Origin of the sequence: Aquimarina besae, from assembly GCF_042434905.1 — a bacterium.
Lineage (GTDB): Bacteria > Bacteroidota > Bacteroidia > Flavobacteriales > Flavobacteriaceae > Aquimarina.
Genome location: NZ_CP170199.1, coordinates 2,347,031 through 2,370,425 on the forward strand (window position 1 = coordinate 2,347,031; position 23,395 = coordinate 2,370,425).

Consider the following 23,395-nt stretch of genomic DNA (forward strand, 5'->3'; position numbering starts at 1 on the left):
TAATATCAATTATAAAACTATTCATTAGTTTTTACTATTCACTAACCTACATTTCGTCACTAAAGAAAATAGCGTTCATAAGTAATTTATTTGTTCCGTACCAGAAAGCTCTGAAATTTGTATTATCTGTAAACAAAATGGTATTTCCTCTTCCTAAGCGCTGGTGCCTAAATGGTACAGTGCCAGACAGTGAATCTAGATTTTTTTTACTAATATACCCGCTTAATAAGGGAGATTTTGTGTATCTAATAGGATTGTTGTAACTCTGCTTGTCCGGTTTAACAAAAAGAGTAGTATTCCTGAATAAGGAAATTTTGTCATTCTTATATCCAAAATTTACCGGATGTGATCTATCTATATTAGCTTCAAAAATAGCACCGCCAATCACCTGTGCTCCGAAGAAATCTCTTTTTTCTTCAAATGTAATTTGTTTAGCGTCATTCTCTGGCTTTGCAAACTCTATCTTCATCAGTTCATTATTCTTAAAAAATTGAGCAGCATTTCTATATCCTATCATTGTACCCCCACTGCGAATCCAATTCTTTAATTTATCGATTACATTTTTATTCATGGTTTGGTTCCAGCTATTGGGTAATATAATATGTGTATATCTAGACAGGTCTCTTCTTTCGAGATAATTGGTATTTAATTTTGTAATTGGGATGTTATACCGTTGATCTAAAAGATGCCAAATCTCTCCTGCATCGTAAGGGGTGATTCCGTCGCCCGTTAGTAATGCAATTTTTGGTAAGGATAATGCCCTGAATTGGCTGCTTCCTAAGTCAATCCCTTTAGTAAGCCCAGTAGACACTCCTGTAATATCAACTTGATTTTCAGTGGCAAGGTTCTGTAGAAAGGAATGGATTTCTGCCGGATTTAATTTTTGGTTTTGTAATGGTATCAAAATCGTTCCATAGTCATACTTTTTGTTTTCTATGGAGAAAGGCTTCATTCCTACCTTTGCTCTTAATCCCTTAGTTAATATTTTATAAAGCACTGCAGGAGTGTAGTACTCGTGCCATTCCATTACATACGCATAATTACTCTTATTGACAGATTTGGGTTTGTTAAATGACAATTCGTTAATTTCTTCACCTACGTCCACAGTAGTTGCTTTTTCAATATAATCGAGATTAAACGCTAACGGAAATGTCCACGCAGATATATCATAAAATAAGCTATCCTGAAATGAAGTCCTTTTTTCGAACATAGCTTTTAATAAACGACTTTGTTTTTGGTTTTTTGGAACTATATAGCTGTGCTCTTTTTTAAATTTGTTTCCGTTATAAGTAATATCATTTTTTAATTTATGCATTTTGATTTTATGTCTTTCCAAAATTTCAGCTAAGTGATACGCTGAAGCTGCATCTTTTTCGTTACCAAAAATATAAACGCCATTTCCGGATTCTTTTCTGGCGTTTGTGTAAAAATCTTTTTGGTATTGCAGTAGTTCTTTGCGCATAGATTTGGCAGCTTCCAGAGTAGAGAGGGCTGCAGTAAATTGATTTCTGATAGTAAAGGGGAATGTTAATATTCCATTATCGCTTTCCTGAGCGTGTCCTCTAGAGCTTGCTTGTTCAAAAAGAATACCGATTCCTCCATTAATATCTGGAAAAGTAGAGCCTTTTCCGTAGTAGAAATCATCAAAATTTTCTTCTGTAAAATATAAGGATCCTATTTTATTAAATGCCTCAGCGTGATAATTAGCCACTTTTTTAGTTAGCTCTTGGTTTAGTTTTGGTGTCAATGGGTGCGTTCTGGATTGAATACCCGGCTGAAAGAAAAAAGTACTATTGGTGCCCATTTCATGATGATCTGTAAGTATATTAGGGTACCATTGATGAAAAGTCTTGATTCTGGCTCTGGATTCTGGTAATTGTACAGGTAACCAGTCACGGTTCATATCAAACCAATAATGATTGGTTCTTCCACCTGGCCAAACTTCGCTGAATTCTCTGTCTTGAGGATCCGTGCTTATATTTTTACTTTTATTAGTATTTGCCCAATATGCAAATCGTTGAAGACCATCAGGATTGAAAGAGGGGTCGAATAAAATCACAACATTATCTAGTAGTTCGTCGATTTCTGCGCCCTGTGCTGCTGCTAGATAATAGGCAGCTAGTAAACTGGCATTGGATCCACTAGGTTCATTACCATGGATAGAAAATCCCTGGTATACAATTGCGGGCATAGATGCAATATCCAAGGTGTTTGCATTTTCTTGTGTCAATTGAACATGTTGGCTTTTTATGGTTTCAAGGTTTCGATGATTTTTTTCTGAGGTTATGGTCAATAGGATAATCGGACGATCTTCAAAGGTTTTACCACGATCTTCTAAAATAATGCGAGGCGAAGCAGCAGCCAATACTTTCATATATTCTACTAATTTATCATGAGTAACGTGCCATTTTCCTGGTACAAAACCTAATACGCTTTCAGGAGTAGGTATATTTGGATTGTAGGATACTTGTTGTGGCAAATAATAAAATAAAGAAAGATTTTCTTGTGCATAAAAAGCGAGGAAGAAAAATGATAAAATAAAAGTGAAAAACTGTTTCATTTGAGATCGTTTGTGGAATTGTTGAGTTTATGAGTCATCGAAAATAAAAAAAACCGCTTCAGAGATTGAAGCGGTTTGCATAAGTTTAACAAAAGTATCTATGTCTTATATGTCATCAAAACTTACATCAGTAAAACTTTCTGTAGAAGCAGTTACTTCTTCATTGCTTACTGATTCTTGGGTATGTTGCTCATAAGATTTTTGATAATCTTTTTGATGTCTTTCGCTAATTACTTCTTCACCTTTCTCATTAACGATGAAATCAGTCATTTCGCCTAATATCTCACTAAACCCTGCAAAGTCTTCTTTATACAAATAGATTTTATGCTTTTTGTAGTGAAAAGATCCGTCATCATTAGTGAATTTTTTACTTTCTGTAATGGTAAGATAGTAATCTCCAGCTTTTGTTGATCTTACATCAAAGAAATATGTTCTTCTTCCTGCTCTTAAAACTTTTGAGAAAATTTCCTCTTTCTCCAACATTTCATTATCGCTCATAATCCGTATTTCTTAATTTATTAGTCTGTTACGTTGGAATCAAAAATCTAAAAAATTTGTTAATCGTACAACAAAATATCAAATTTCTTTTTCGCTCAGCTGTTTTAAATAAAGCTCTTTATAATAGCCATCTATCTCTAACAGTTGATTATGAGTGCCTTTTTGAATAATTTCTCCATCCTCTAACACAATTATTTTATCCGCATTTCTTGCAGTAGAAACTCGATGACTTACAATAAATGTGGTTTTATTTTCGGATATTTTACTAAGATTATTTAGAATTTCTTCTTCTGTTTCTGTATCTACAGCAGATAGACAGTCATCAAAAAGAAGAATAGATGGGTCTTTAATAATAGCCCTCGCTATCGATACGCGTTGCTTTTGCCCGCCGGATAAGGTAATTCCTCTTTCTCCTAAAACAGTATCATAACCTTTGCTGAAGCCTTGAATATTTTCGTGAACAACTGCATTTTTTGCTGCTTCCAAAACTTCTTCGTCTGTAGCATTTACTTTTCCAAATTTTATATTGTTCCTGATGGAATCACTAAACAAAAAAGCATCTTGAGGAACATATCCTATAGATTCTCTCAGGTTGAGCAAATTAAGTTTGCTGATAGGTTTTCCATCAATGCTGATTTCTCCTGAAGAAACATCATATAATCTTCCGATTAGATCAAGAATGGTAGATTTTCCGGATCCAGTTTTTCCGATGATTGCCAAGGTCTGGCCAGAATGAATTTCAAAACTAATATTTTTCAAAGCAGTAATATTGGTGTCATCATAAGTAAAAGAAACGTTTTTAAAAGCAACATTTCCTACGATTGGTGTTTTCTCTGTTGTTGTGTTTGTTATTTCCGGTTCTTGGCTTAGAAATTCATTGATTCTTACTTGAGAAGCCTCTGCTTGTTGTATAATAGAAGTTACCCAGCCTACAGTAGCTACCGGCCATGTGAGCATGTTGACAAAAATGATAAACTCTACAATAACGCCCAAATCTTCTATAGTGCCATTAATGTATTGTTTGCCACCAATATAAATAACCATAATGTTACTTATCCCTATGAGTAAAACCATCAACGGGAAAAATAAGGCCTGTACTTTTACAAGGTCAATATTCTTTTCTTTACTAGTATTAGATAAGTCGGTAAAATTTTCAAGGGTTTGTGATTCTATTCCGTAGGCCTTGATGACAGAAATACCACTAAAGGATTCTTGGGTAAAAGTGGTTAGTTTAGATAAGAATTGTTGTACAATGGTACTTCTTTTATGTATAGCAACACTTAGTTTATAAATAGATACAGAAAGTATAGGTAATGGTGCTATTGTATACAAAGTAAGTTCTGGAGCAATGCTAATCATGTAGCCAATCACTACTACAAATAACGTAACGGTGTTTACACTGTACATAATAGCAGGGCCAACATACATTCTTACTTTTGACACATCTTCACTGATGCGGTTCATTAGATCCCCAGTTCTGTTCTTTTTATAAAAATTAAGGGATAAAACCTGGTAATGATGAAATACTTCATTTTTTAAATCAAATTCAATGAATCTGGATACAACTATAAAGGTTTGACGCATTAAAAATGTAAAAAAAGCAGCTATAAGAACAGATCCTAAAATGAGTAATATGTTTGTAATCAATCCAGTTTTTACCTCGTTGATGTCTGTAATGCTTTGGTTTAAGTATTGTTCTACAACATCCACAGAGTCTCCTACAAATTTAGGAACTGCTACGGCAAAGATTCTTGCTATGATCGTGATAATAAGACCGATGATTAGGCGGTACTTATATTTGAGAAAGTACTTGTTTAAATGGCGTAATGCGCGCATAAAGTATTGATTTTTAAAAGCTCAATTATTAATGAATTCATAAAATTTAACAACAAAAAATTTTGAATTCGTAAAAATACATTATTTTAGCACCTCAATTTTGACTATTATATAATTCATAACATTTTAAAATTTCCGAAAATGATAACCGAAGTGCTTACCGCAAATCAATTAAAAAAAGAGGCTCCTGTGTTTGGCCAATTGTCTTTTAATGATCACGAACAAGTTGTTTTTTGTCAGGACAAAGATACAGGATTAAAGGCAATAATTGGAGTGCATAACACAATTTTAGGGCCAGCTTTAGGAGGTACAAGAATGTATAATTATCAGACAGAATGGGATGCTTTGAATGACGTTTTGAGATTGTCTAGAGGAATGACCTACAAAGCAGCGATCACTGGACTAAACCTCGGAGGAGGAAAAGCGGTTATTATTGGAGATCCAAAAACATTAAAAACTCCGGCGTTGATGAGACGTTTTGGTGAGTTTGTACATACATTAGGCGGTAAGTACTACACTGCAGAAGACGTAGGTATGGAAACTTCTGATATGGATACAGTACGTGAAGTTACGCCTTATGTAACAGGTATTTCTGAATCAAAAGGAGGCGCAGGAAATCCATCACCTGTAACTGCTTATGGTGTTTACATGGGTATGAAAGCTTCTGCTAAGTTTGCATATGGTACTGATAATTTAGAAGGTAAAAAGATTTTAGTCCAAGGTATTGGTCACGTGGGAGAAGAACTTGTGCGTTTGACAGCAGAAGAAGGAGCTGATGTTATTGTAACAGATATTAATCAAGAAAGACTTCTTGAAGTAAGTAAGAAATACGGAGTTGATATATATAAAGGAAATGATCTGTATGCAGAAACTGCTGATATCTACGCTCCGTGTGCTTTAGGAGCTACCGTAAATGATGAGACTATTCATAAATTAAAGGTAAAGGTCATTGCCGGAGCAGCGAATAATCAATTAGCTTCAGAAAATATTCACGGTACTTTATTACAAGAAAAAGGAATCGTGTACGCTCCGGACTTTTTAATCAACGCAGGTGGAATTATTAATGTATATGCAGAAATTGAAGGGTACGGAAGAGATCAAATTATAAATAAAACAGAAAATATTTATAACACGACTTTGGATATATTAAATAAAGCAAAGGCTACAGGAATGACTACCAATGCTGCTGCAGTGAGCATTGCAGATGAAAGAATTGCTGCTAAAAAAAAGTAGTGATTTAATTTTTCTAGAATTTACCAGATAAAAAGTAAATTTTAGAATTGGTAGATTAAAAATAATAGTATTTTTGCAAGGCGAAAGTGAACATCACTTTCGCCTTTTTAATGTAACAGTTCTTTGTAATTTCTTATGTTGACCAGAAGACATATTCGAGTGAAAGTAATGCAGTCTCTCTATGCTCTAGAGCAGACGCAAAGTGACAATTTAGATAAAGAAGAAAAGTTTTTGCTTTTTAGTATAGATCAAATGTATGATCTATTCTTAATAAATCTTCAGCTTTTGGTAGAGATAAGAAAGCACGCCGCCGATTTTCTTAAAAAAAGCCAGAAAAAGTATTTGGCCACTTCAGAAGAAAAAAACCCGAATCAAAAGTTTATTAATAACGAAGTCCTTCTTTTATTAGAAAAGAATAACGAGCTAAAAGAAGCTATGGATCGTAAAAAAATGAACTGCTGGGATCTTGACGATGAGTATGTAAAAATTCTTTGGAGAGAAATAAGCGAGAGTAAGTTGTATGCTGATTATATGAATACCAAAATGAGCTCTTTTAAAGAAGACAAAGATTTTGTTATAAATATCTTTAAAGAAATTATTGCTCCTAATGATAAGCTATACGAATACATCGAAGATAAAAAGCTTACCTGGATCGATGATTTACCATTAATCAATACAGGAATTATCAAAATGCTGAGGAAGGTTAAGGAAGGTTATGATGAGCATATGGCTTTACCTAGATTATATAAAGATGCAGATGATAAGAAATTTGCAAAAGATATTTTTAGAAAAACAGCACTGAACGGAGTCGAGTTTGCAAAAGAAATTGAAGGAAAAACCCCGAATTGGGATAAAGATCGTATTGCAGAATTAGACAAAGCTGTAATCAAAATGGCGATTTGCGAGTTCCAAAAGTTTCCTTCGATACCTGTTAAGGTAACAATTAACGAATATTTAGAGATTGCTAAGGAATATAGTACTCCAAAGAGTAGTATCTTTATAAATGGAATATTAGACAAAATATCTAAAGAGTATAAAGAAAGCGGTAAACTAAATAAAGTTGGCCGAGGACTTATGTAGTTCAAAAAAAATAGTATTTTTAACCCTCAATTAATTAAAAACCCAAGTAATGAAAAAAGGAATCTTGATTTTAGCTGGTGTTTTTGCTTTGACATTTATGTCTTGTAAAGACAATGCAGCAGAAAAAGTTAAAGAAGAAAATGTAGCAGATGCTGCGGATCGTGATGCAAAGAATACAGATTTTCCTGTAATGACATTCTCTGAAACAGAGCACGATTTTGGAACAATCAATGAAGGTGACGTAGTAGAGCATACATTTACATTTACCAATACCGGTAAAGCTCCTCTTGTAATTGTAAATGCAAAAGGAAGTTGTGGTTGTACTGTTCCTGAGTGGACAAAAGAGCCTGTAGCTCCAGGAGCTACCGGATCTATGTTAGTGAAGTTTAACTCTAACGGTAAACCAAACGCTCAAAACAAACAAGTTACTATCACTGCTAACACTGAAACAGGAAAAGAAATCCTTAAAATCAAAGCAATGGTAACTCCAAAAGCTAAACCAGTAAGCGGAACTCCTGTAAGCGAGTAATAGTAGTATATGGAAGGATTTCAATCGTTTGCTCCTATTATTTTAATATTTGTAGTGATGTATTTCTTTATGATACGTCCGCAAATGCAAAAGGCAAAAAAGGAGAAGAAATTTGCTGAAGAACTTAAAAAAGGAGATCGCGTGGTTACAAAAAGCGGTCTTCACGGAAAAGTTTTTGACTTCAGTGATAAAAACAATGCCGTTATTATTGAAACAGGATCAGGTAAGTTAACATTTGATAAATCTGCTATTTCGCTAGAAATGAGTCAGAAATTGAATGCGCCACCACCTGCAGAAAAGAAGAAGTAATAAGGCTATAAAACAAAAAAGCGTCATTTATAGATTAAATGACGCTTTTTTTATACTTTGTGTTTATGTAAATTTTATCTCTTTGCAGTCAACTCAGCAATCTTTACAATTACTTCTACTGCTTTAATCATACTTTCTACAGGTACATATTCATACCTTCCATGAAAATTATGTCCTCCTGCAAATATATTAGGACAAGGCAGTCCTTTATAACTCAATTGTGATCCATCAGTACCACCGCGAATTGGTTTTATAATGGGAGTGATGCCCAATTGCTTCATGGCATCTTCTGCAATGTCTACAATGTGCATGACCGGCTCTACTTTTTCTCGCATATTGTAATATTGATCTTTTATATCAATAGTAATGGTGTTTTTTCCATATTGAGTATTTAGCTCTTCGGTTAGTTTGATCATGACTTCCTTGCGAGCTTCAAAATGCTCTTTGTCGTGATCTCTTATAATGTAATGCAACTTAGTTTCTTCTACTTCACCATTCATAGTGTGTAAATGAAAAAAACCTTCTCGATCACTAGTGTGTTCCGGGGTTTCAAATCTTGGTAAAGAACTAATAAAATCTTGAGCGATGTACATACTATTGATCATTTTGCCTTTAGCATATCCGGGATGCACAATCTTACCTTTTATAGTCACAACAGCGCCAGCAGCGTTAAAATTTTCATATTCTAATTCTCCAATCTGGCTACCATCCATAGTATAGGCCCATTGAGCTCCAAATTTCTCTACATCAAATTTATGTGCACCACGACCGATCTCTTCATCAGGAGTAAAACCTATTCGAATTTTTCCGTGTTTAATTTCTGGATGTTGGATGAGATATTCCATGGCAGAAACAATTTCAGCAATACCTGCTTTATCGTCAGCACCCAGAAGCGTTGTTCCATCGGTAGTGATCAATGTTTGTCCTTTATATAGTTTTAGATCCTCAAAATAATCTGGTGATAAGATGATGTTTTCTTCTTTGTTAAGAACAATATCTTTTCCATCATATACTTCTATGATTTGCGGATTCACATTAGCTCCTGTAAAATCCGGGGTCGTATCAAAATGAGATATAAAACCAATGATAGGTACTTCGTGATCTACATTAGAAGGAAGTGTAGCCATTATATAGGCGTTTTCGTCAATAGTAACATCTTCTAACCCTATAGACTTTAATTCTGTTACCAGTTTATTTGCCAAATCCCATTGTTTTTTGGAACTAGGGGTCGTATCGCTATTAGGATCACTTTCAGTATCTATCGTTACATAACTTATGAATCTATCGATGATGTGCTTTTTTGGAATCATAGCAGTGCATATTTTTTAATCTGAAGATTTCAAAAATACACATTCATACACTTTTATTAGAACCTCTTAAGACTTATTTTTGCCAAGCAAAAGAATCTTTCATGTATAAATCTTTAATCCGACCAGTTTTATTTAAGTTCGATCCTGAAAAAGTGCATCACTTTACATTTGGTTTGATAAAATTCATTTCTAAGTTTTCTTTTATAGTATTATTGATACGTTCAAGATACTTTGTAAAAGGTATAGCATTGGAGCGAGAGGTTTTTGGGCTAAAATTTAAAAACCCAGTGGGACTGGCAGCTGGTTTTGATAAAAACGCGGTATTGTATAATGAATTGGCTAATTTCGGATTCGGTTTTATTGAAATTGGTACGGTAACTCCGAAAGCTCAAGAAGGTAACCCAAAAAAAAGATTATTCCGACTAAAGGAAGATTTTGGGATTATTAATAGAATGGGATTCAATAATGAAGGGCTGGAGGCAGCGATTGATCAATTGAAAAAAAACAAAGGTAAGCTCATTATTGGTGGAAATATCGGAAAGAATACGGATACAGCTCCAGAAAATTATACCAGAGATTATCTTGCTTGTTTTCAGGCATTGCATCCATATGTTGATTACTTCGTTTTAAATGTAAGTTGTCCTAATGTCGGAAGTCACGCTAAGCTTAATGATAAGGAATATCTTTTAGAATTAATCGTAGCAGTGCAAAAAGCAAACGTTACATTTCCGACACAAAAGCCAATTGTACTTAAAATCGCTCCTGATCTAAATACAACACAATTAGATGAAATTGTAGCATTGGTTCAAGAGACAAAGTTAGACGGAGTGATTGCCAGTAATACTTCTGTAAGCAGAGATGGGCTGAAAACTTCTGAAGAAAAATTAGCAGCTATCGGAAATGGAGGATTGAGTGGTTTGCCAATAAAAGATAAGAGTACACAGGTTATTAAGTATTTATCCGAAAAAAGTAACAAGGCATTTCCGATCATAGGAGTGGGTGGGATCCATTCTGCCGCTGATGCCGTAGAGAAACTAGAAGCTGGAGCAAGTCTGGTGCAAATCTATACAGGCTTCATTTATGAAGGGCCTAAATTGATTAAAGATATTAACAAACTAATTCTTAAGAAAGGATTGTAACCTATGTAAAGTTCTGTGAATTTTGAAATTTTATCCACTTTTATCTTAGCAACAGCTGCCTTAGCAATTTCGCCAGGACCTGATAATATTTACGTATTGATGCAAAGCATCGTTAATGGAAAAAAATATGGTCTCGCAACTGTTGCCGGTTTGATGTCTGGCTGTTTAGTACATACCACTTTGGTAGCCTTTGGAGTTTCTGCAATAATTAAGCAAAGCGAAGTGGTATTTTTGATTATCAAACTACTAGGAGCATTCTATTTGTTTTTTTTAGCCTTTAAAGTATGGAAAAGCGATCTCTCCATTCAGCTTACCAATGATACTGTCGAGAAAAAGAGTTTAGGACAATTGTTTAAACAAGGTTTTATTATGAATGTATTAAATCCTAAGGTGTCTATATTCTTTTTGGCCTTTTTTCCTGGATTTCTTTTTAGTGATCAACTTAGTAATGTTACTCAGTTTTATATTTTAGGATTTCTTTTTATTGTAGTATCATTTTTTATATTCGGAGGAATTGCTATTATGGCGGGTTATATTTCGGATTTTGTTAAAAAGAACACGAGGGTTGGCAGCTACCTAAAATGGTTACAAGTTGTTGTCTTTATTGGAATTGGAATTTTTATCCTTTTTTCTGAAAAATAATTATATTTTTATGCTCTTAATTGAATTTCTTTTAGAAATAAGCTGGTAAATGGCCGAAAAAGTAAAAATCATTGAGTGTCCACGAGATGCTATGCAAGGCATCAAGGATTTTATTCCTACCGAAAAGAAAGTCCAATACATTCAATCTTTGTTGCGTTGTGGATTTGATACTATAGATTTTGGAAGTTTTGTTTCGCCCAAAGCTATTCCGCAAATGGTGGATACGGCAGAAGTATTGTCCAAATTAGACCTGTCGTCAACAGAAAGTAAATTATTAGCTATTATTGCTAATATTCGTGGAGCCAACGATGCGGCACAACATAATGAGATTAATTATCTCGGATATCCTTTTTCTATTTCCGAAAATTTCCAAATGCGTAATACCCATAAGACGATAGCAGAATCAGTTGAAACCCTACAAGAGATTCTTAATATTGCTGATAAATCCAATAAAGAAGTAGTAGCATATCTCTCAATGGGTTTTGGAAATCCTTACGGTGATCCTTGGAATGTTGAAATTGTTGGAGAATGGACCGAAAAATTAAGTGATTTGGGAGTTAGGATTCTTTCGTTATCCGATACGGTTGGAACGTCTAATCCCGAGATTATAGAATATCTGTATGCTAATCTTATTCCAAAATATCCTGAAATAGAGTTCGGAGCACACTTACATACGACACCAACCACCTGGTATGAAAAAGTAGATGCTGCATACAAAGCAGGTTGCAGAAGATTTGATGGTGCCATACAAGGATTTGGTGGGTGTCCAATGGCAAAGGACGAATTAACCGGTAATATGCCAACAGAACGAATGCTGTCGTATTTTACAACAGCAAAAGCCGATACAAACATTAAAACGATGAGTTTTGAGGCTTCACACAATGAAGCCACTAAAATATTTACAAAATACCATTAAATACATAGATCGATAAAAATGAAAAACATATTAAAAAAAATAGGATTGTTATTGTTAGTAGTACTCGTGATCATGCAATTTATCAGACCGGATAAAAATGAATCAGGTTATGAATCAGTTGCTTATTTTGAAAATGAAACAAAACCTACACCCGAAATAAAAGAAATATTAAGAAATAACTGTTACGATTGTCATAGTAACCAAACTGTATATCCCTGGTATGCAGAAATAGCACCTGTTTCGCATTGGTTAGCCCATCACGTTGACGAAGGAAAAGAACATTTCAATGTATCTGATTGGGAACAATATTCGGTTAAAAAGAAAGATCATAAATTAGAAGAGCTTATAGAAGAAGTGGAGGAAGGAGAAATGCCGCTTTCATCGTATACTTGGATTCACGGAGATCTTGAAAAAGAAGAGATGGAAATGCTAATTAACTGGACAAATGAACTCAGAAAAAAATATACCACTCCGCAATAGCTAATTAAAATAGCGTAGTGAATAATGTAAACTTTTGTTAACTAAAGTATTACGTTTACTTTGTGATTTTACCTTATTGTTAAGTTTTAATTTTATTTAGATTTAATATAAATAAAAGTTTGAAGAAATGGTTTTGATGCATATATTTGCACTCATTAAAACTAACTATTTATATTAAGTCTAAATAAAGTATAATGAAAATTAAAACTCTAATCAACGTTTTATGCATCTCTGGAACCCTTGTTTTAGGTTCTTGTTCTTCAGATGATGATGCTCCGATAAATCAAGTACAAGCTCCGGCAACTTACCAATTTGAGCGAGATGGTGAAAGCACTGTAAGTTTTAGCGGTCAGACTACCAGAATAGCCATGGCAGAAGCAATTGTAAGTGAATTAATTGATAATACAAGTACAGAAGCAATTATAGACGCCATGTTTGACCATCAAGCTGGTAGTGACAATTTTGATGATGCTGATCTTAATGCTTCTGATAAAAATGTTCGAAGTAAAACTGCGGCCAGTGTTGATTATTTTTCTGCAAATGCAACTGATGCAGCTGCAATCAAAGCAGATTTTGAAAGTTGGATTAAAGGTCAGGTAGATGAGGTGTTTCCAAATTGGACTACCACGGCGACAGCAGGTGTTCCGGGAGTTTTACAAGAAGGTGGAACCAATGGAGCCAATAGATACGTTAATGCAAAAGGATTAGAATATAACCAGGCATTCGCAAAAAGTTTACTGGGTGCTTTAATGACTGATCAGGCATTAAACAATTATTTAGGGACAGCTGTTCTTGATGAAGCGGATAATGTAGCAAATAACGACAATGATGTTTTAGCCGAAGGGAAACCTTATACAACCATGGAGCACAAATGGGATGAAGCGTATGGTTATCTGTATGGAGCCTCTGTAAATCCTGCAGACCCTAACGCTACTATTGGTCAGGATGACAATTTCTTGAATAAATACATAGGAAGAGTAGAGAATGACACAGATTTTGAAGGAATTGCAGAAGAAATCTATAATGCGTTCAAGTTAGGAAGAGCAGCAATTGTGGCTAAAAACTACACGATTCGTGATCAACAGGCACAGATTATAAAAGAAAAAATTTCTGAAATTATAGCCATCAGAGCAGTCTATTATTTACAACAAGGTAAAGCTAAATTAGAAGCAACTACCATTGATTATGCAAGTGCATTCCACGATCTGTCTGAAGGGTTCGGATTCATTTATAGTTTGCAGTTTACCAGAAAACCAAACACCGAAGCTCCTTATTTCTCAAAAACAGAAGTTCAGGATCTTATCGATGAGTTGATGAGCGGTGCTAATGGTTTTTGGGATGTAACTCCTGCCACATTACAAACATTGTCAGAAACTATTGCTTCCAGATTTGATTTTACGGTGACTCAAGCAGGAAGCTAAAAAGTAAACAAAACTTAAAACTGTAAAAAAAGAGTGTGTAAGTTATATCATTCCCACCTCTTTTTTTACATTTGCAAAAATTTATTAAGAATAAATAAAAATAAGATGAAGAAGTATCGATTTTTAATGATTGTTTTAGCGCTAATTATTGTAGCCTGTTCATCCAATGATGATGGTGCAGGAACACGTGATAATTTTGATAGAAAAGCTTTATTAGAAAATGTTGCGGATAATATAATTATTCCTTCGTATCAAAATTTTTCTACAGATGTAACATCGCTACAAACCGCTGCTTCGAATTTTGTGAATACTACCAATGAAACTAATTTAATTGCTTTAAGACAAGCTTGGTCGACAGCATATGTTTCTTGGCAGTATGTGAGTATGTTCGAAATAGGAAAGGCTGAAGAATTGTTATACAGAGATTTCTTAAATGTATATCCAGTGGATGTAATCAATATAGAAAGTAATATATCATCAGGTAGTTATGATCTTACTTCTGTATCCTTACAAGATGAACAAGGATTTGGGGCATTAGATTACTTGTTGAATGGTTTATCTACTTCTGATCCGGATATTGTTGCTTTCTATACCGACGTGGTTAATGGTGAGAATTATAAAAACTACCTTATGGCTATCATCAATAGAATGAATAATTTGACTAATCAGGTAGTAAATGACTGGACTGGAGGATATAGAGATATTTTTGTAAATAATAGTGGTTCTTCTGCGACCAGTTCTTTAGATAAATTGGTGAACGACTTTATTTTTCATTACGAAAAGCATTTACGTGCCGGTAAAATAGGTATTCCTGCTGGTGTTTTTTCAGGAAGTCCTTTGGATGATAGGGTAGAAGCTCGTTATAAAGGGGACCTATCAAAAACTCTTTTTAATGCGAATCTGGATGCCTTACAAGGTTTTTTTAATGGAAAACATTTTGGTAGCAGTGTTACAGGCGAAAGTCTAAAAACATATTTAGATTTTCTTAATACAATAAAAGAAGAAGAAGATCTTAGTGTTTTAATTAATGACCAATTTAATACATCAAGAACCACAGCTAGTAATTTAAGCGATGATTTTTCTGAGCAAGTTCGAAGCAATAATAGTTTGATGCTAAATACCTATGATGAGCTACAAAAAAATGTAGTTTTCCTGAAAGTGGATATGCTACAAGCGATATCAGTAAATGTGGATTTTGTAGATGCTGACGGAGATTAAAATTGTTTTTGGCATCACATGAATTACCATCTAAACGAATATTTTAAAAAAAGTACGGAGGCTGCACCACTTGCAGTCTTTCGTATTTTTTTTGGTGTGATGATGCTAATCAGTATTATCCGTTTTTGGAGTTATGGTTGGATTGATAAATTATACATTCAACCTACTTTTTTCTTCTCCTATTACGGTTTTGATTTTATTAAACCTATCGGGGTTTATACATATTTGGTTTTCGCTATATGTGGTATTTCTTCCATTTTTGTTGCTATTGGTTATAAATATAGAATAGCGGTCATTACTTTTTTTCTAAGTTTTACTTATATAGAATTAATGGACAAGACCACATATCTTAATCATTACTATTTTATAAGTATCCTGAGTTTTTTGCTTATTTTCTTACCCGCCAATGCTTATTATTCTCTAGATGCTAAGTTAAAGGGTGTGTCTTTTCAAAAGATTCCGGCATGGTCGATTGATGCTATAAAATTGTTATTGGGGATTGTTTATTTCTATGCAGGTTTAGCAAAACTAAATTCTGATTGGTTATTAAAAGCAATGCCTCTTAAGATTTGGTTGCCCTCTAAATATGACATTCCATTACTAGGAGATATTTTGCAACAAGAATGGGTACATTATGCTTTTAGTTATACTGGTGCTATCTACGATCTAACGATTCCATTTTTATTATTGTCTAGAAAGACTAGAGTCTTTGGTTTTGTATTGGTGGTGATATTTCATGTTTTAACTAGAGTACTTTTTCCAATTGGAATGTTCCCCTATATTATGATCGTTGGCGCATTGATATTTTTTGATTACAAGATTCATCATCAGATATTACAATTCATATCTAAAATATGCAAAATAAATAAGGGATATTTTGATAGCAAAACTGTTTTGAATTTAAGTCAGTCAAAAACCAAAATGATCACCTCATTATTGGGAGTGTTTTTTGTAATACAGTTGCTTTTACCTTTTAGATATTTGATATATCCAGGAGAATTATTCTGGACAGAAGAAGGATATCGTTTTTCTTGGAGAGTGATGTTGATGGAAAAAGCAGGGTATGCTAATTTTAAGATTGTAGATGCAGCTACCGGAAAAAGATTTTACGTAGATAATGATGATTTCCTGACGGCTTTTCAACAAAAGCAGATGGCAACGCAGCCTGATTTTATTTTGGAATATGCACATCATTTAAAATCACATTTTGAGAATCAAGGACACAAAAATGTTCAGGTATTTGTAGAAAGTTTTGTAGCGCTTAATGGGAGACTAAGCAGTCAGTATATAGATCCAACAATAGATCTGGGAAAACAAAAAGAGACATTTAAACATAAAACGTGGATTATTCCATTTAAGGATGAGATTAAGGGATTATAAAGTAGCTATCTTTTTTTTATTAATAACTTCTGTCGTTTCAGCACAGTATACAATTAAGGGAGTTGTAAAAAATCAAAAAAATCAACCTGTCCAAGGTGCAGAAGTGTATAATCGAACTACAGGAGAACAGACACTAACAAACGGCGATGGTGTGTTCGAGTTTTCAGATGTAAAAGCGGGCAAATATTTTCTTACAGTTTTTAGCTTTGATTATGAAATTCTGGAACAACAAATTACGGTAAGTGAAAATACTGATTTAAATCTTGTACTCAGTCCGTTGGGAGAAGAATTGTCTGAAGTGGTTGTAACCCAACGAAGAGAAAAGGTATTTGGACTTAAACAACTCAAACCGGTAGAAGGAACAGCAATTTATGCAGGAAAGAAGAGTGAAGTAGTGTTGTTGAGTAATGTTCAGGGTAATTTGGCTTCTAACAATGCTCGGCAGATTTATGCACAGGTGGCTGGTTTAAATATTTATGAAAACAGCACCGGAGGATTACAACTTAATATTGGAGGCAGGGGTTTGGATCCTAATCGGACCGCAAATTTTAATACACGTCAGAATGGATATGATATTAGTGCAGATGTGTTAGGATACCCCGAGAGCTATTACACACCACCTGCTGAAGCCTTGAGTGAGATACAGGTTGTTCGTGGAGCTGCTTCTTTACAATACGGTACACAATTTGGTGGCTTGATTAATTTCAAGATGAAAACGCCTAATCCTAATGAGAAAATTGAACTGGTTTCTCGTCAAACACTGGGTTCATATAATTTATTCAATAGTTTTAATAGTTTAAGCGGTACCGTTGGTAAGTTTAGTTATTACACCTATTTTAATTATAAGGAGGGAGAAGGTTTTAGACCAAACTCTCAATTTGATTCTAGAAATTTTTACAGTCATCTAGGATATCAAATTGCTGAAAGGACAAAGCTGACAGGCGAGTTTACATATCTAAATTATTTGGCACAACAACCCGGAGGATTATCCGATTCCCGATTTGAAGAAAATCCGCGTCAGAGTAATAGAACGCGAAATTGGTTTGAAGTAGACTGGAAACTATTTTCGCTACGTTTAGATCATAAGTTCTCAGAAAAAACAGATCTTAGTCTAAATGTTTTTGGGTTAGATGCATCCAGAACTGCTCTTGGTTTTAGAACCAATAGAGTAGATCAACCGGATCAATTAGATAGCCCCAGAGATTTGATCGAAGGGAATTTTAGAAACTTTGGAGCAGAACTAAGATTTTTATCTAATTATCATCTGTTTAGTAAAGAATCAATTTTTCTTTTAGGAGCAAAATATTATAATGCTAATAACGGAGAGAGACAGGGGCCTGGATCAAACGGTACCGGACCTGACTTCGAATTCGCTAATGAAGAGTTTCCTACCTACCCAAATCAATCTGATTTCGATTATCCAAATGAAAATATCGCTGTTTTTGGAGAAAACATTTTTAAGATATCTGATAAATTTTCTATTACCCCTGGTTTTAGGTTTGAATATATCAAGACAGAAGTTGCAGGGGAGTCCAGAACGATCGTAACAGATTTGGCAGGTAATGTAATTAGAGATGAGATCGAGCCGGACAATCGAACGTTTGAAAGATCATTTGTACTACTTGGTTTAGGGAGTAGTTATAAGCCGTTGGATGAACTGGAAATTTATGGTAATATCTCAGAAAACTATAGATCAGTAACTTTCTCAGATATCAATATTGTTAATCCGTCCTTTAGAGTGGATCCCAATATTACTGATGAATCTGGCTTTACTGCAGATATTGGATTGAGAGGAAGAGTGAATGATCTGGTTTCCTATGATGTTGGATTTTTTGGATTGTTTTACAATGATCGTATTGGAGTAATTCAACAAGAGCAGCAGGATGGTAGTGTTAAGAATTTTAGAACGAATGTTGGTGATGCTACTATGTACGGATTAGAATCTCTAATTGATGTAAATTTAAATAAACTCTTACTCAAAAATAATACAGATGTTAGTTTTAATTGGTTTGTAAATGCATCCTTGGTTAATTCAAAGTATAATGGTACTGAAAGAGAAGTAGAATTTGTTCCTAACGTAAACGTGAAAACTGGAGTTAAATTTGGATGGAAAAATTTATTAGGATCACTACAATATTCTTATTTGTCAGATCAGTTTTCTGATGCAGAAAACTCAGTCACTCCAAGTGCTAGTGGTATTATTGGGGTGATACCGGCATACTCTATTCTGGATCTATCGTTGTCCTACACTTATAAAATGTTTAAGCTAGAAACAGGTATCAACAATTTATTAGATGAAAGTTATTTTACACAACGCGCTAGTGGATATCCAGGTCCGGGGATCATACCTTCAGACCCATTAACTTGGTATGCTACATTACAATTTAAGTGGTAGTTTGTGTAATATTTAACGTTTGTTTACTTGTATAATTAACTTTTGTTCAATCTAAGATTTTAGATATAATCTATAATTTTGAAAAAAACGCGTTATGAAAGAGTTTGAGGGCTATGATACAATGATGGCAGAATATTACAATACTACACAGGCTTTAGTATTACCACTTTCTTCTTGGGAATTTTTTGGAGAACATAACTGGTCTTTGAATAATTTTAAGAACGATTTGGATTCTTTGAATAAGATTTCGAAAAAGTGGGATTTTGAAAATATATATCATAACGAACTTGTGAATAAAAAAGCGGTTATCGTTGTAACCAATCCTGATCTTAAAATAGTATATGCTACTCATAACATAGAAAAAATGAGTGGGTATACTTCTGATGAAGTTATAGGTAACACTCCTAAAATGTTTCAGGGTGAAAAGACAGACCCCAAAATGTCAAAGATTATAAGAGAGGCAATAGATAAGCACGAACCATTTGAAGTTTCTATCGTTAATTACAAAAAAGATAGATCTACGTACTTATGTCATATCAAAGGTTTTCCTGTTAGGGATAAACGAGGAAAACTTGTTAATTATATAGCTTTTGAGCAGGCTGCATAATTTGTTATTTTACATTCCTTCAAAGGTATTGCGAGCTTAATATTTTCTATAATTCGTTTTGTACCACTACCATTTGTTAGTTTGTTAATCTGTTGTTAAACATATTTTGTGGCTGTAACAAAGTATGATTTCTGTTCGTCATATATACATAAATCAATAAAAACGAATAGAATGAAAAAATTCAATGTTATGCTGTTAGCAGCGGCATTTGCAATCAGTAGTAGTATTGCAACTGCAAGTACGACAACAAAAGAGCCACAAGTTAATTTCACCAAAGAAATTAAGGAACTATTAAAGAAACCTTCTTTTAAAGTCGAAGACGAGATCGAAGCGAGCGTTACCTTTACCGTTAATAACGAAGGTGAAATCGTAGTACTGTCTGTTGATTCTGATAGTGATATCGTAAAAGGTTTTATTAAAAGTAGATTGAATTACCAAAAAATAGAAACAAAACTGGATACTGGAATTAAATTTTACACCGTTCCGGTAAGGGTTATTGCTTCCTAAAAAGTTGATCAAAAGAGAAAATAAATCCCGGATTCATCAACCGGGATTTTTTTATGAAATGTATTTCTTTACGCCAAAAACTAAGTCAATAGGTTTGTGTTTAATAACCTGTGATATAATGTATGCTAACAGTAGCTAAGTCAGAATCCGGAAACTTAGAGAAATAAGCCGGATTACTTTTAAGACCTACTTCTTCAATAATTTTCAGAAAGGATTCAATTTCTAAAATATATTGGTCAGAGAATCCATGGGTTGCGTCATATGCGGTAGCAGCTGTACTTCCGATATGTTTGGAGGCTATGTCTGGTGAAATCGTATGTAATTCAATAACAATTAATCCAAATTTGGCAATATGCGGAGCCCATTTATCAAAATGATCTTTCAGGTTACGTTCTACATCTGTATTACTCAATAGTTTTCCTCTAAAAGCAAATGCTCCTGTAGAGTTGCTAGGTGCTTCAAGTTGTGCCACGGGTTCGCTCCAGATTCTATTATGATCCAAAAAGGTTCGCACAGAAAGGAGATCTTTCAACTGTATGTTATAATTTTCCTTCAAATCGTTTTCTAGTAGGTCAGGATCACTGATATCTCCCCAAATCACTTTCGCCCAGATATCTGCCTGGATCAAGTTAGCTCTGGTAACTTTTAGTGCAGCTTTGTTGTAATCTGCTCCAACCAAAAATAAAGGATGGTCATCAAGGTGTTTGCCTCGTAATGTTTTAGACTCGATAATTTCAAAAAGATGAATCAGAAAAGCTCCATTTCCACATCCCATATCCAAAATTCCCTTAGGTTGTTCGTTTAATGGCTTATTAAATAAGCTAATGATAATTTCATCAATTTTCTTAAAATAGGTGGTGTGGGCTCCACCGCTTCCCCAAACATTCATTTCACGATCAACATGTGTTTCATCCTCATTTTTTCCTGTATTCCATAATACATTTGGATCATCAAAAAGTAAAGCATCCATTTGCCTGAACATTGGGATATAAGAAACTGTAACGCCGTATGCAGTAGCTCTTTTGGCAAAAAATAATCCTTTTTCGGTAAATGAGTAATTATCATTGCTCTTATGAAACCATCCTAGGTAACTGAGAAAAGTAAGGATTATATCAAAACTTTCAGGAAAACGGTGGTATTCATCAGCTCGAAAAGATGCTTCCATAAAATATTTATGAAACATTCCACCCATACCTAAATGTACGATAGTCGGCCCTACCAGAATTCCTTCGATGTGTTTAAAGATCTGATGTTGTATCTCGTTTGTCAATGGATCTTCAGGAATAGGTATTTCTAATCTGTTTTGGTATTTATTGAGTAGTTTCTCTAATTTTTGGAAGGGTTCTAGTTCAAATTTCCTGGGATGATAGTTTCCAGAGTATTTTAAGAGATCAACAACGCCTTCATAAAGGTAGAAATGATCAAATGCTATTTTAGATCGTTTATTTGTAGAAATGAAAATTGAATCTTGATCAATTTTGTAATCTAGCCATCCTTGTGAGGATAACATTCGTAGTCCAACATTTAGATATCCCTCGTTTCCATCAAACTCTTTTGCAATCTCAGAAACCTTGGCAGTCTTATGTTTTAGGAGGTACACGGTAACTTTATTTTTAAATAAAGAATACGCAACTGGAGCTACCGCAATACCATCTAAATGCCTGAAAAGCTCTTCACGAAATTTTTCTTTTTCCCGTTTTGTTAACATGGGTACTTAATTGATGAATGACTGAATGTTTAAAAAGTTTTTCTCATCCAAATTAAGCAATTATTTTGTGAAGTAAATGCCTAGTCTTTTTTATTTCCTGGGGGTTTGTTTTTTTCCGGCATTGGTCCTCTAAGATGAATAATAAGTCCATTTAAGAAATTACGCAAAATTTGATCCCCACATTCCATATATTTAGGATGGTTTTCATTTCTAAAAATAGCACCAAGCTCACTTTTGGTAACTTTAAAGTCTACTAATGAGCATATTTTTACAATATCGTCATCACGCAGTTTATGAGCTACACGTAATTTTTTAAAAATATCATTGTTAGTTAATCCCATAAGGCAAAGGTACTTTTTTAAATGACTTCTGGAAAAAAATATTGTTTCTGTTCCATAACACATATGTTTATATGATATTTGTAGGCTTAAAATATTAAAGATTAATGTATAGTAAGGAAGAGAAGTTAAGTTTGTTATCAGAAATGATCGAATTTGCAAAGGTTGATAAGCAAATAAAAGATGAAGAGTACAATTTTATTTTAGCAGTTGCCTCACAATTAGGAATAACAGAAGAAGAGATCGGACATATGGTGCGCAATGAAGCTGAAAAGAAAAACCTTCAACCAGAATCACAGAGAATACTGCAATTTCATCGATTGGTTCTGTTGATGAATGTAGATCAGGAAGCGACATTGTCAGAGCTACACAAAATAAGAGAAATGGGATTGCACATGGGATTAAGACCAGAAGCAATAGATACTGTGTTAAAGGAAATGCATAAGTATCCAAACAAAGTGATTCCTCCACAAGAATTGATAACGATATTTACTAGGTTTTATAATTAACTTTAATCTAATTCTAAAATTCAGACGCATACTCCTTGGCATTTAGTTAAGGATTTTTTTTGCGTATATGTCATAAAATCTATCTTTTTTTGACAAAAAGACAGTATTTGAATGCATAAAAATGACAAAATGTCTTAAAAATCGTATTGGAATCTAAATTGCTATATACTCATTGAATTTGAAATATAGAATAACTTAAAAAATATAATACAATGAGTTTAATTAAAAGAACAGAAAGATTACCATTAATGTTTGATGACATTTTTAATACAGATTGGTTTGGGGGTATTGTTAATGAAAACAAAACAGGTTTCAATACTCCGGCTGTAAATGTAAAAGAGAATGATAATGATTTTATTATCGAGCTTGCTGCACCGGGATTAGTAAAAGAAGATTTCAACATTGAATTAGATAATGACGTGTTAATGATTTCTTCTGAAGCGAAAAACGAAACTACAGAAGAAAAAGACAATTACACCAGAAAAGAATTTAGTTACACCACGTTTAAGCGTTCGTTTACTTTACCTGAAACTGTAAATAGTGTCGATATCAAAGCTTCTTATGATAACGGAATTTTATCGGTAACACTTCCGAAAAAAGAAGAAGCAAAAGTACAACCAAAAAGATTTATAGAAATTTCATAAGTTGATTTGAAGTTTGAGTTAGTTAGTTAATGTTACGAAAAACACCCTTTCTGTAGGGTGTTTTTTTATATATAGACGAATCATATTTGCTGATTATTCACAAGTATTCGAATTTATTTTGTATTATTGTGATATC

22 protein-coding genes are annotated in these 23,395 nt (G+C 33.8%); 16 read left to right on the forward strand and 6 right to left on the reverse strand.

Annotation, left to right across the window (positions count from 1 at the left end):
• Positions 1-46: 46 nt before the first annotated feature.
• From ACE94K_RS10145 to ACE94K_RS10155, 3 genes are all read right to left on the reverse strand, one after another.
• Positions 47-2,560 carry a M14 family metallopeptidase gene (locus ACE94K_RS10145; protein ID WP_378183717.1) on the reverse strand — a complete coding sequence of 838 codons (2,514 nt, stop codon included), beginning with the start codon at positions 2,558-2,560 and terminating at the stop codon, positions 47-49.
• A 105-nt stretch (positions 2,561-2,665) separates the two neighbouring features.
• Positions 2,666-3,058 (reverse strand): PUR family DNA/RNA-binding protein, encoded by a 393-nt coding sequence (locus ACE94K_RS10150; protein ID WP_378183720.1) that lies wholly within the window; start codon positions 3,056-3,058, stop codon positions 2,666-2,668.
• A 78-nt stretch (positions 3,059-3,136) separates the two neighbouring features.
• The gene (locus tag ACE94K_RS10155) at positions 3,137-4,894 is read right to left on the reverse strand and encodes an ABC transporter ATP-binding protein (RefSeq protein ID WP_378183723.1); all 1,758 of its coding nucleotides are present in this window, start codon (positions 4,892-4,894) and stop codon (positions 3,137-3,139) included.
• A 141-nt stretch (positions 4,895-5,035) separates the two neighbouring features.
• Here ACE94K_RS10155 and ACE94K_RS10160 point away from each other — a divergent pair, with 141 nt between their 5' ends.
• The 4 genes from ACE94K_RS10160 to yajC all read left to right on the forward strand — a co-directional run bounded on the left by ACE94K_RS10160 (position 5,036) and on the right by yajC (position 8,045).
• Entirely contained in the window at positions 5,036-6,127 is a 1,092-nt protein-coding gene (locus ACE94K_RS10160) for a Leu/Phe/Val dehydrogenase (RefSeq protein WP_378183726.1), read from the forward strand.
• A 168-nt stretch (positions 6,128-6,295) separates the two neighbouring features.
• A complete protein-coding gene (gene nusB, locus ACE94K_RS10165; protein WP_378184257.1) occupies positions 6,296-7,207 on the forward strand; it encodes a transcription antitermination factor NusB in 912 nt (303 codons plus the stop codon).
• Positions 7,208-7,256: 49 nt separating this feature from the next.
• The gene (locus ACE94K_RS10170) at positions 7,257-7,736 is read left to right on the forward strand and encodes a DUF1573 domain-containing protein (protein ID WP_378183729.1); all 480 of its coding nucleotides are present in this window, start codon (positions 7,257-7,259) and stop codon (positions 7,734-7,736) included.
• Between the two features lie 9 nt (positions 7,737-7,745).
• Positions 7,746-8,045: a preprotein translocase subunit YajC gene (yajC, locus tag ACE94K_RS10175; RefSeq protein WP_378183732.1), complete on the forward strand. Its 300-nt coding sequence runs from the start codon at positions 7,746-7,748 to the stop codon at positions 8,043-8,045.
• A gap of 74 nt (positions 8,046-8,119) precedes the next feature.
• On the opposite strand, the gene pepT is transcribed toward yajC, so the two are convergent.
• Positions 8,120-9,355, reverse strand: coding sequence for a peptidase T (gene pepT, locus ACE94K_RS10180; protein ID WP_378183735.1), 1,236 nt, complete (start codon positions 9,353-9,355; stop codon positions 8,120-8,122).
• 101 nt (positions 9,356-9,456) lie between these two features.
• Here pepT and ACE94K_RS10185 point away from each other — a divergent pair, with 101 nt between their 5' ends.
• From ACE94K_RS10185 to ACE94K_RS10230, 10 genes are all read left to right on the forward strand, one after another.
• Complete coding sequence (locus ACE94K_RS10185) at positions 9,457-10,494, forward strand: quinone-dependent dihydroorotate dehydrogenase (RefSeq protein WP_378183738.1); 1,038 nt, start codon at positions 9,457-9,459, stop codon at positions 10,492-10,494.
• A gap of 15 nt (positions 10,495-10,509) precedes the next feature.
• The gene (locus ACE94K_RS10190; RefSeq protein ID WP_378183741.1) at positions 10,510-11,136 is read left to right on the forward strand and encodes a LysE family translocator; all 627 of its coding nucleotides are present in this window, start codon (positions 10,510-10,512) and stop codon (positions 11,134-11,136) included.
• Between the two features lie 49 nt (positions 11,137-11,185).
• Positions 11,186-12,052, forward strand: a complete 867-nt coding sequence (locus tag ACE94K_RS10195; protein ID WP_378183744.1) for a hydroxymethylglutaryl-CoA lyase — start codon at positions 11,186-11,188, stop codon at positions 12,050-12,052.
• Positions 12,053-12,070: 18 nt separating this feature from the next.
• A complete protein-coding gene (locus tag ACE94K_RS10200) occupies positions 12,071-12,532 on the forward strand; it encodes a heme-binding domain-containing protein (protein ID WP_378183747.1) in 462 nt (153 codons plus the stop codon).
• A gap of 194 nt (positions 12,533-12,726) precedes the next feature.
• Positions 12,727-13,953 carry a DUF4856 domain-containing protein gene (locus ACE94K_RS10205; RefSeq protein WP_378183750.1) on the forward strand — a complete coding sequence of 409 codons (1,227 nt, stop codon included), beginning with the start codon at positions 12,727-12,729 and terminating at the stop codon, positions 13,951-13,953.
• A gap of 105 nt (positions 13,954-14,058) precedes the next feature.
• Positions 14,059-15,171 (forward strand): imelysin family protein, encoded by a 1,113-nt coding sequence (locus tag ACE94K_RS10210; RefSeq protein ID WP_378183753.1) that lies wholly within the window; start codon positions 14,059-14,061, stop codon positions 15,169-15,171.
• 18 nt (positions 15,172-15,189) lie between these two features.
• Positions 15,190-16,551, forward strand: coding sequence for an HTTM domain-containing protein (locus ACE94K_RS10215; RefSeq protein ID WP_378183756.1), 1,362 nt, complete (start codon positions 15,190-15,192; stop codon positions 16,549-16,551).
• Positions 16,532-18,946: a TonB-dependent receptor domain-containing protein gene (locus ACE94K_RS10220; protein WP_378183759.1), complete on the forward strand. Its 2,415-nt coding sequence runs from the start codon at positions 16,532-16,534 to the stop codon at positions 18,944-18,946. The genes ACE94K_RS10215 and ACE94K_RS10220 overlap by 20 nt, the downstream gene beginning before the upstream one ends.
• A 94-nt stretch (positions 18,947-19,040) precedes the next feature.
• The gene (locus ACE94K_RS10225) at positions 19,041-19,553 is read left to right on the forward strand and encodes a PAS domain-containing protein (protein ID WP_378183762.1); all 513 of its coding nucleotides are present in this window, start codon (positions 19,041-19,043) and stop codon (positions 19,551-19,553) included.
• A gap of 171 nt (positions 19,554-19,724) precedes the next feature.
• The gene (locus tag ACE94K_RS10230; RefSeq protein ID WP_378183765.1) at positions 19,725-20,060 is read left to right on the forward strand and encodes a hypothetical protein; all 336 of its coding nucleotides are present in this window, start codon (positions 19,725-19,727) and stop codon (positions 20,058-20,060) included.
• Positions 20,061-20,160: 100 nt separating this feature from the next.
• Here the strand turns inward: ACE94K_RS10230 and ACE94K_RS10235 are convergent, their stop codons facing one another.
• Together ACE94K_RS10235 and ACE94K_RS10240 are read right to left on the reverse strand one after the other, a co-directional pair.
• Positions 20,161-21,768 (reverse strand): class I SAM-dependent methyltransferase, encoded by a 1,608-nt coding sequence (locus tag ACE94K_RS10235; RefSeq protein ID WP_378183768.1) that lies wholly within the window; start codon positions 21,766-21,768, stop codon positions 20,161-20,163.
• An 80-nt stretch (positions 21,769-21,848) separates the two neighbouring features.
• Entirely contained in the window at positions 21,849-22,109 is a 261-nt protein-coding gene (locus ACE94K_RS10240; protein WP_378183771.1) for a DUF1456 family protein, read from the reverse strand.
• A gap of 104 nt (positions 22,110-22,213) precedes the next feature.
• On the opposite strand from ACE94K_RS10240, the gene ACE94K_RS10245 reads away from it, so the two are divergent.
• Entirely contained in the window at positions 22,214-22,615 is a 402-nt protein-coding gene (locus tag ACE94K_RS10245) for a TerB family tellurite resistance protein (protein ID WP_378183774.1), read from the forward strand.
• 212 nt (positions 22,616-22,827) lie between these two features.
• Positions 22,828-23,259 (forward strand): Hsp20/alpha crystallin family protein, encoded by a 432-nt coding sequence (locus tag ACE94K_RS10250; protein ID WP_378183777.1) that lies wholly within the window; start codon positions 22,828-22,830, stop codon positions 23,257-23,259.
• Positions 23,260-23,395 lie beyond the last annotated feature (136 nt).

Coding starts and splice junctions, on each gene's coding strand:
- ACE94K_RS10145 (WP_378183717.1), bottom strand. CDS start 2,560: ATGAAACAGTTTTTCACTTTTATTTTATCATTTTTCTTCCTCGCTTTT.
- ACE94K_RS10150 (WP_378183720.1), bottom strand. CDS start 3,058: ATGAGCGATAATGAAATGTTGGAGAAAGAGGAAATTTTCTCAAAAGTT.
- ACE94K_RS10155 (WP_378183723.1), bottom strand. CDS start 4,894: ATGCGCGCATTACGCCATTTAAACAAGTACTTTCTCAAATATAAGTAC.
- ACE94K_RS10160 (WP_378183726.1), top strand. CDS start 5,036: ATGATAACCGAAGTGCTTACCGCAAATCAATTAAAAAAAGAGGCTCCT.
- nusB (WP_378184257.1), top strand. CDS start 6,296: ATGCAGTCTCTCTATGCTCTAGAGCAGACGCAAAGTGACAATTTAGAT.
- ACE94K_RS10170 (WP_378183729.1), top strand. CDS start 7,257: ATGAAAAAAGGAATCTTGATTTTAGCTGGTGTTTTTGCTTTGACATTT.
- yajC (WP_378183732.1), top strand. CDS start 7,746: ATGGAAGGATTTCAATCGTTTGCTCCTATTATTTTAATATTTGTAGTG.
- pepT (WP_378183735.1), bottom strand. CDS start 9,355: ATGATTCCAAAAAAGCACATCATCGATAGATTCATAAGTTATGTAACG.
- ACE94K_RS10185 (WP_378183738.1), top strand. CDS start 9,457: ATGTATAAATCTTTAATCCGACCAGTTTTATTTAAGTTCGATCCTGAA.
- ACE94K_RS10195 (WP_378183744.1), top strand. CDS start 11,186: ATGGCCGAAAAAGTAAAAATCATTGAGTGTCCACGAGATGCTATGCAA.
- ACE94K_RS10200 (WP_378183747.1), top strand. CDS start 12,071: ATGAAAAACATATTAAAAAAAATAGGATTGTTATTGTTAGTAGTACTC.
- ACE94K_RS10205 (WP_378183750.1), top strand. CDS start 12,727: ATGAAAATTAAAACTCTAATCAACGTTTTATGCATCTCTGGAACCCTT.
- ACE94K_RS10210 (WP_378183753.1), top strand. CDS start 14,059: ATGAAGAAGTATCGATTTTTAATGATTGTTTTAGCGCTAATTATTGTA.
- ACE94K_RS10215 (WP_378183756.1), top strand. CDS start 15,190: ATGAATTACCATCTAAACGAATATTTTAAAAAAAGTACGGAGGCTGCA.
- ACE94K_RS10220 (WP_378183759.1), top strand. CDS start 16,532: ATGAGATTAAGGGATTATAAAGTAGCTATCTTTTTTTTATTAATAACT.
- ACE94K_RS10225 (WP_378183762.1), top strand. CDS start 19,041: ATGAAAGAGTTTGAGGGCTATGATACAATGATGGCAGAATATTACAAT.
- ACE94K_RS10230 (WP_378183765.1), top strand. CDS start 19,725: ATGAAAAAATTCAATGTTATGCTGTTAGCAGCGGCATTTGCAATCAGT.
- ACE94K_RS10235 (WP_378183768.1), bottom strand. CDS start 21,768: ATGTTAACAAAACGGGAAAAAGAAAAATTTCGTGAAGAGCTTTTCAGG.
- ACE94K_RS10240 (WP_378183771.1), bottom strand. CDS start 22,109: ATGGGATTAACTAACAATGATATTTTTAAAAAATTACGTGTAGCTCAT.
- ACE94K_RS10245 (WP_378183774.1), top strand. CDS start 22,214: ATGTATAGTAAGGAAGAGAAGTTAAGTTTGTTATCAGAAATGATCGAA.
- ACE94K_RS10250 (WP_378183777.1), top strand. CDS start 22,828: ATGAGTTTAATTAAAAGAACAGAAAGATTACCATTAATGTTTGATGAC.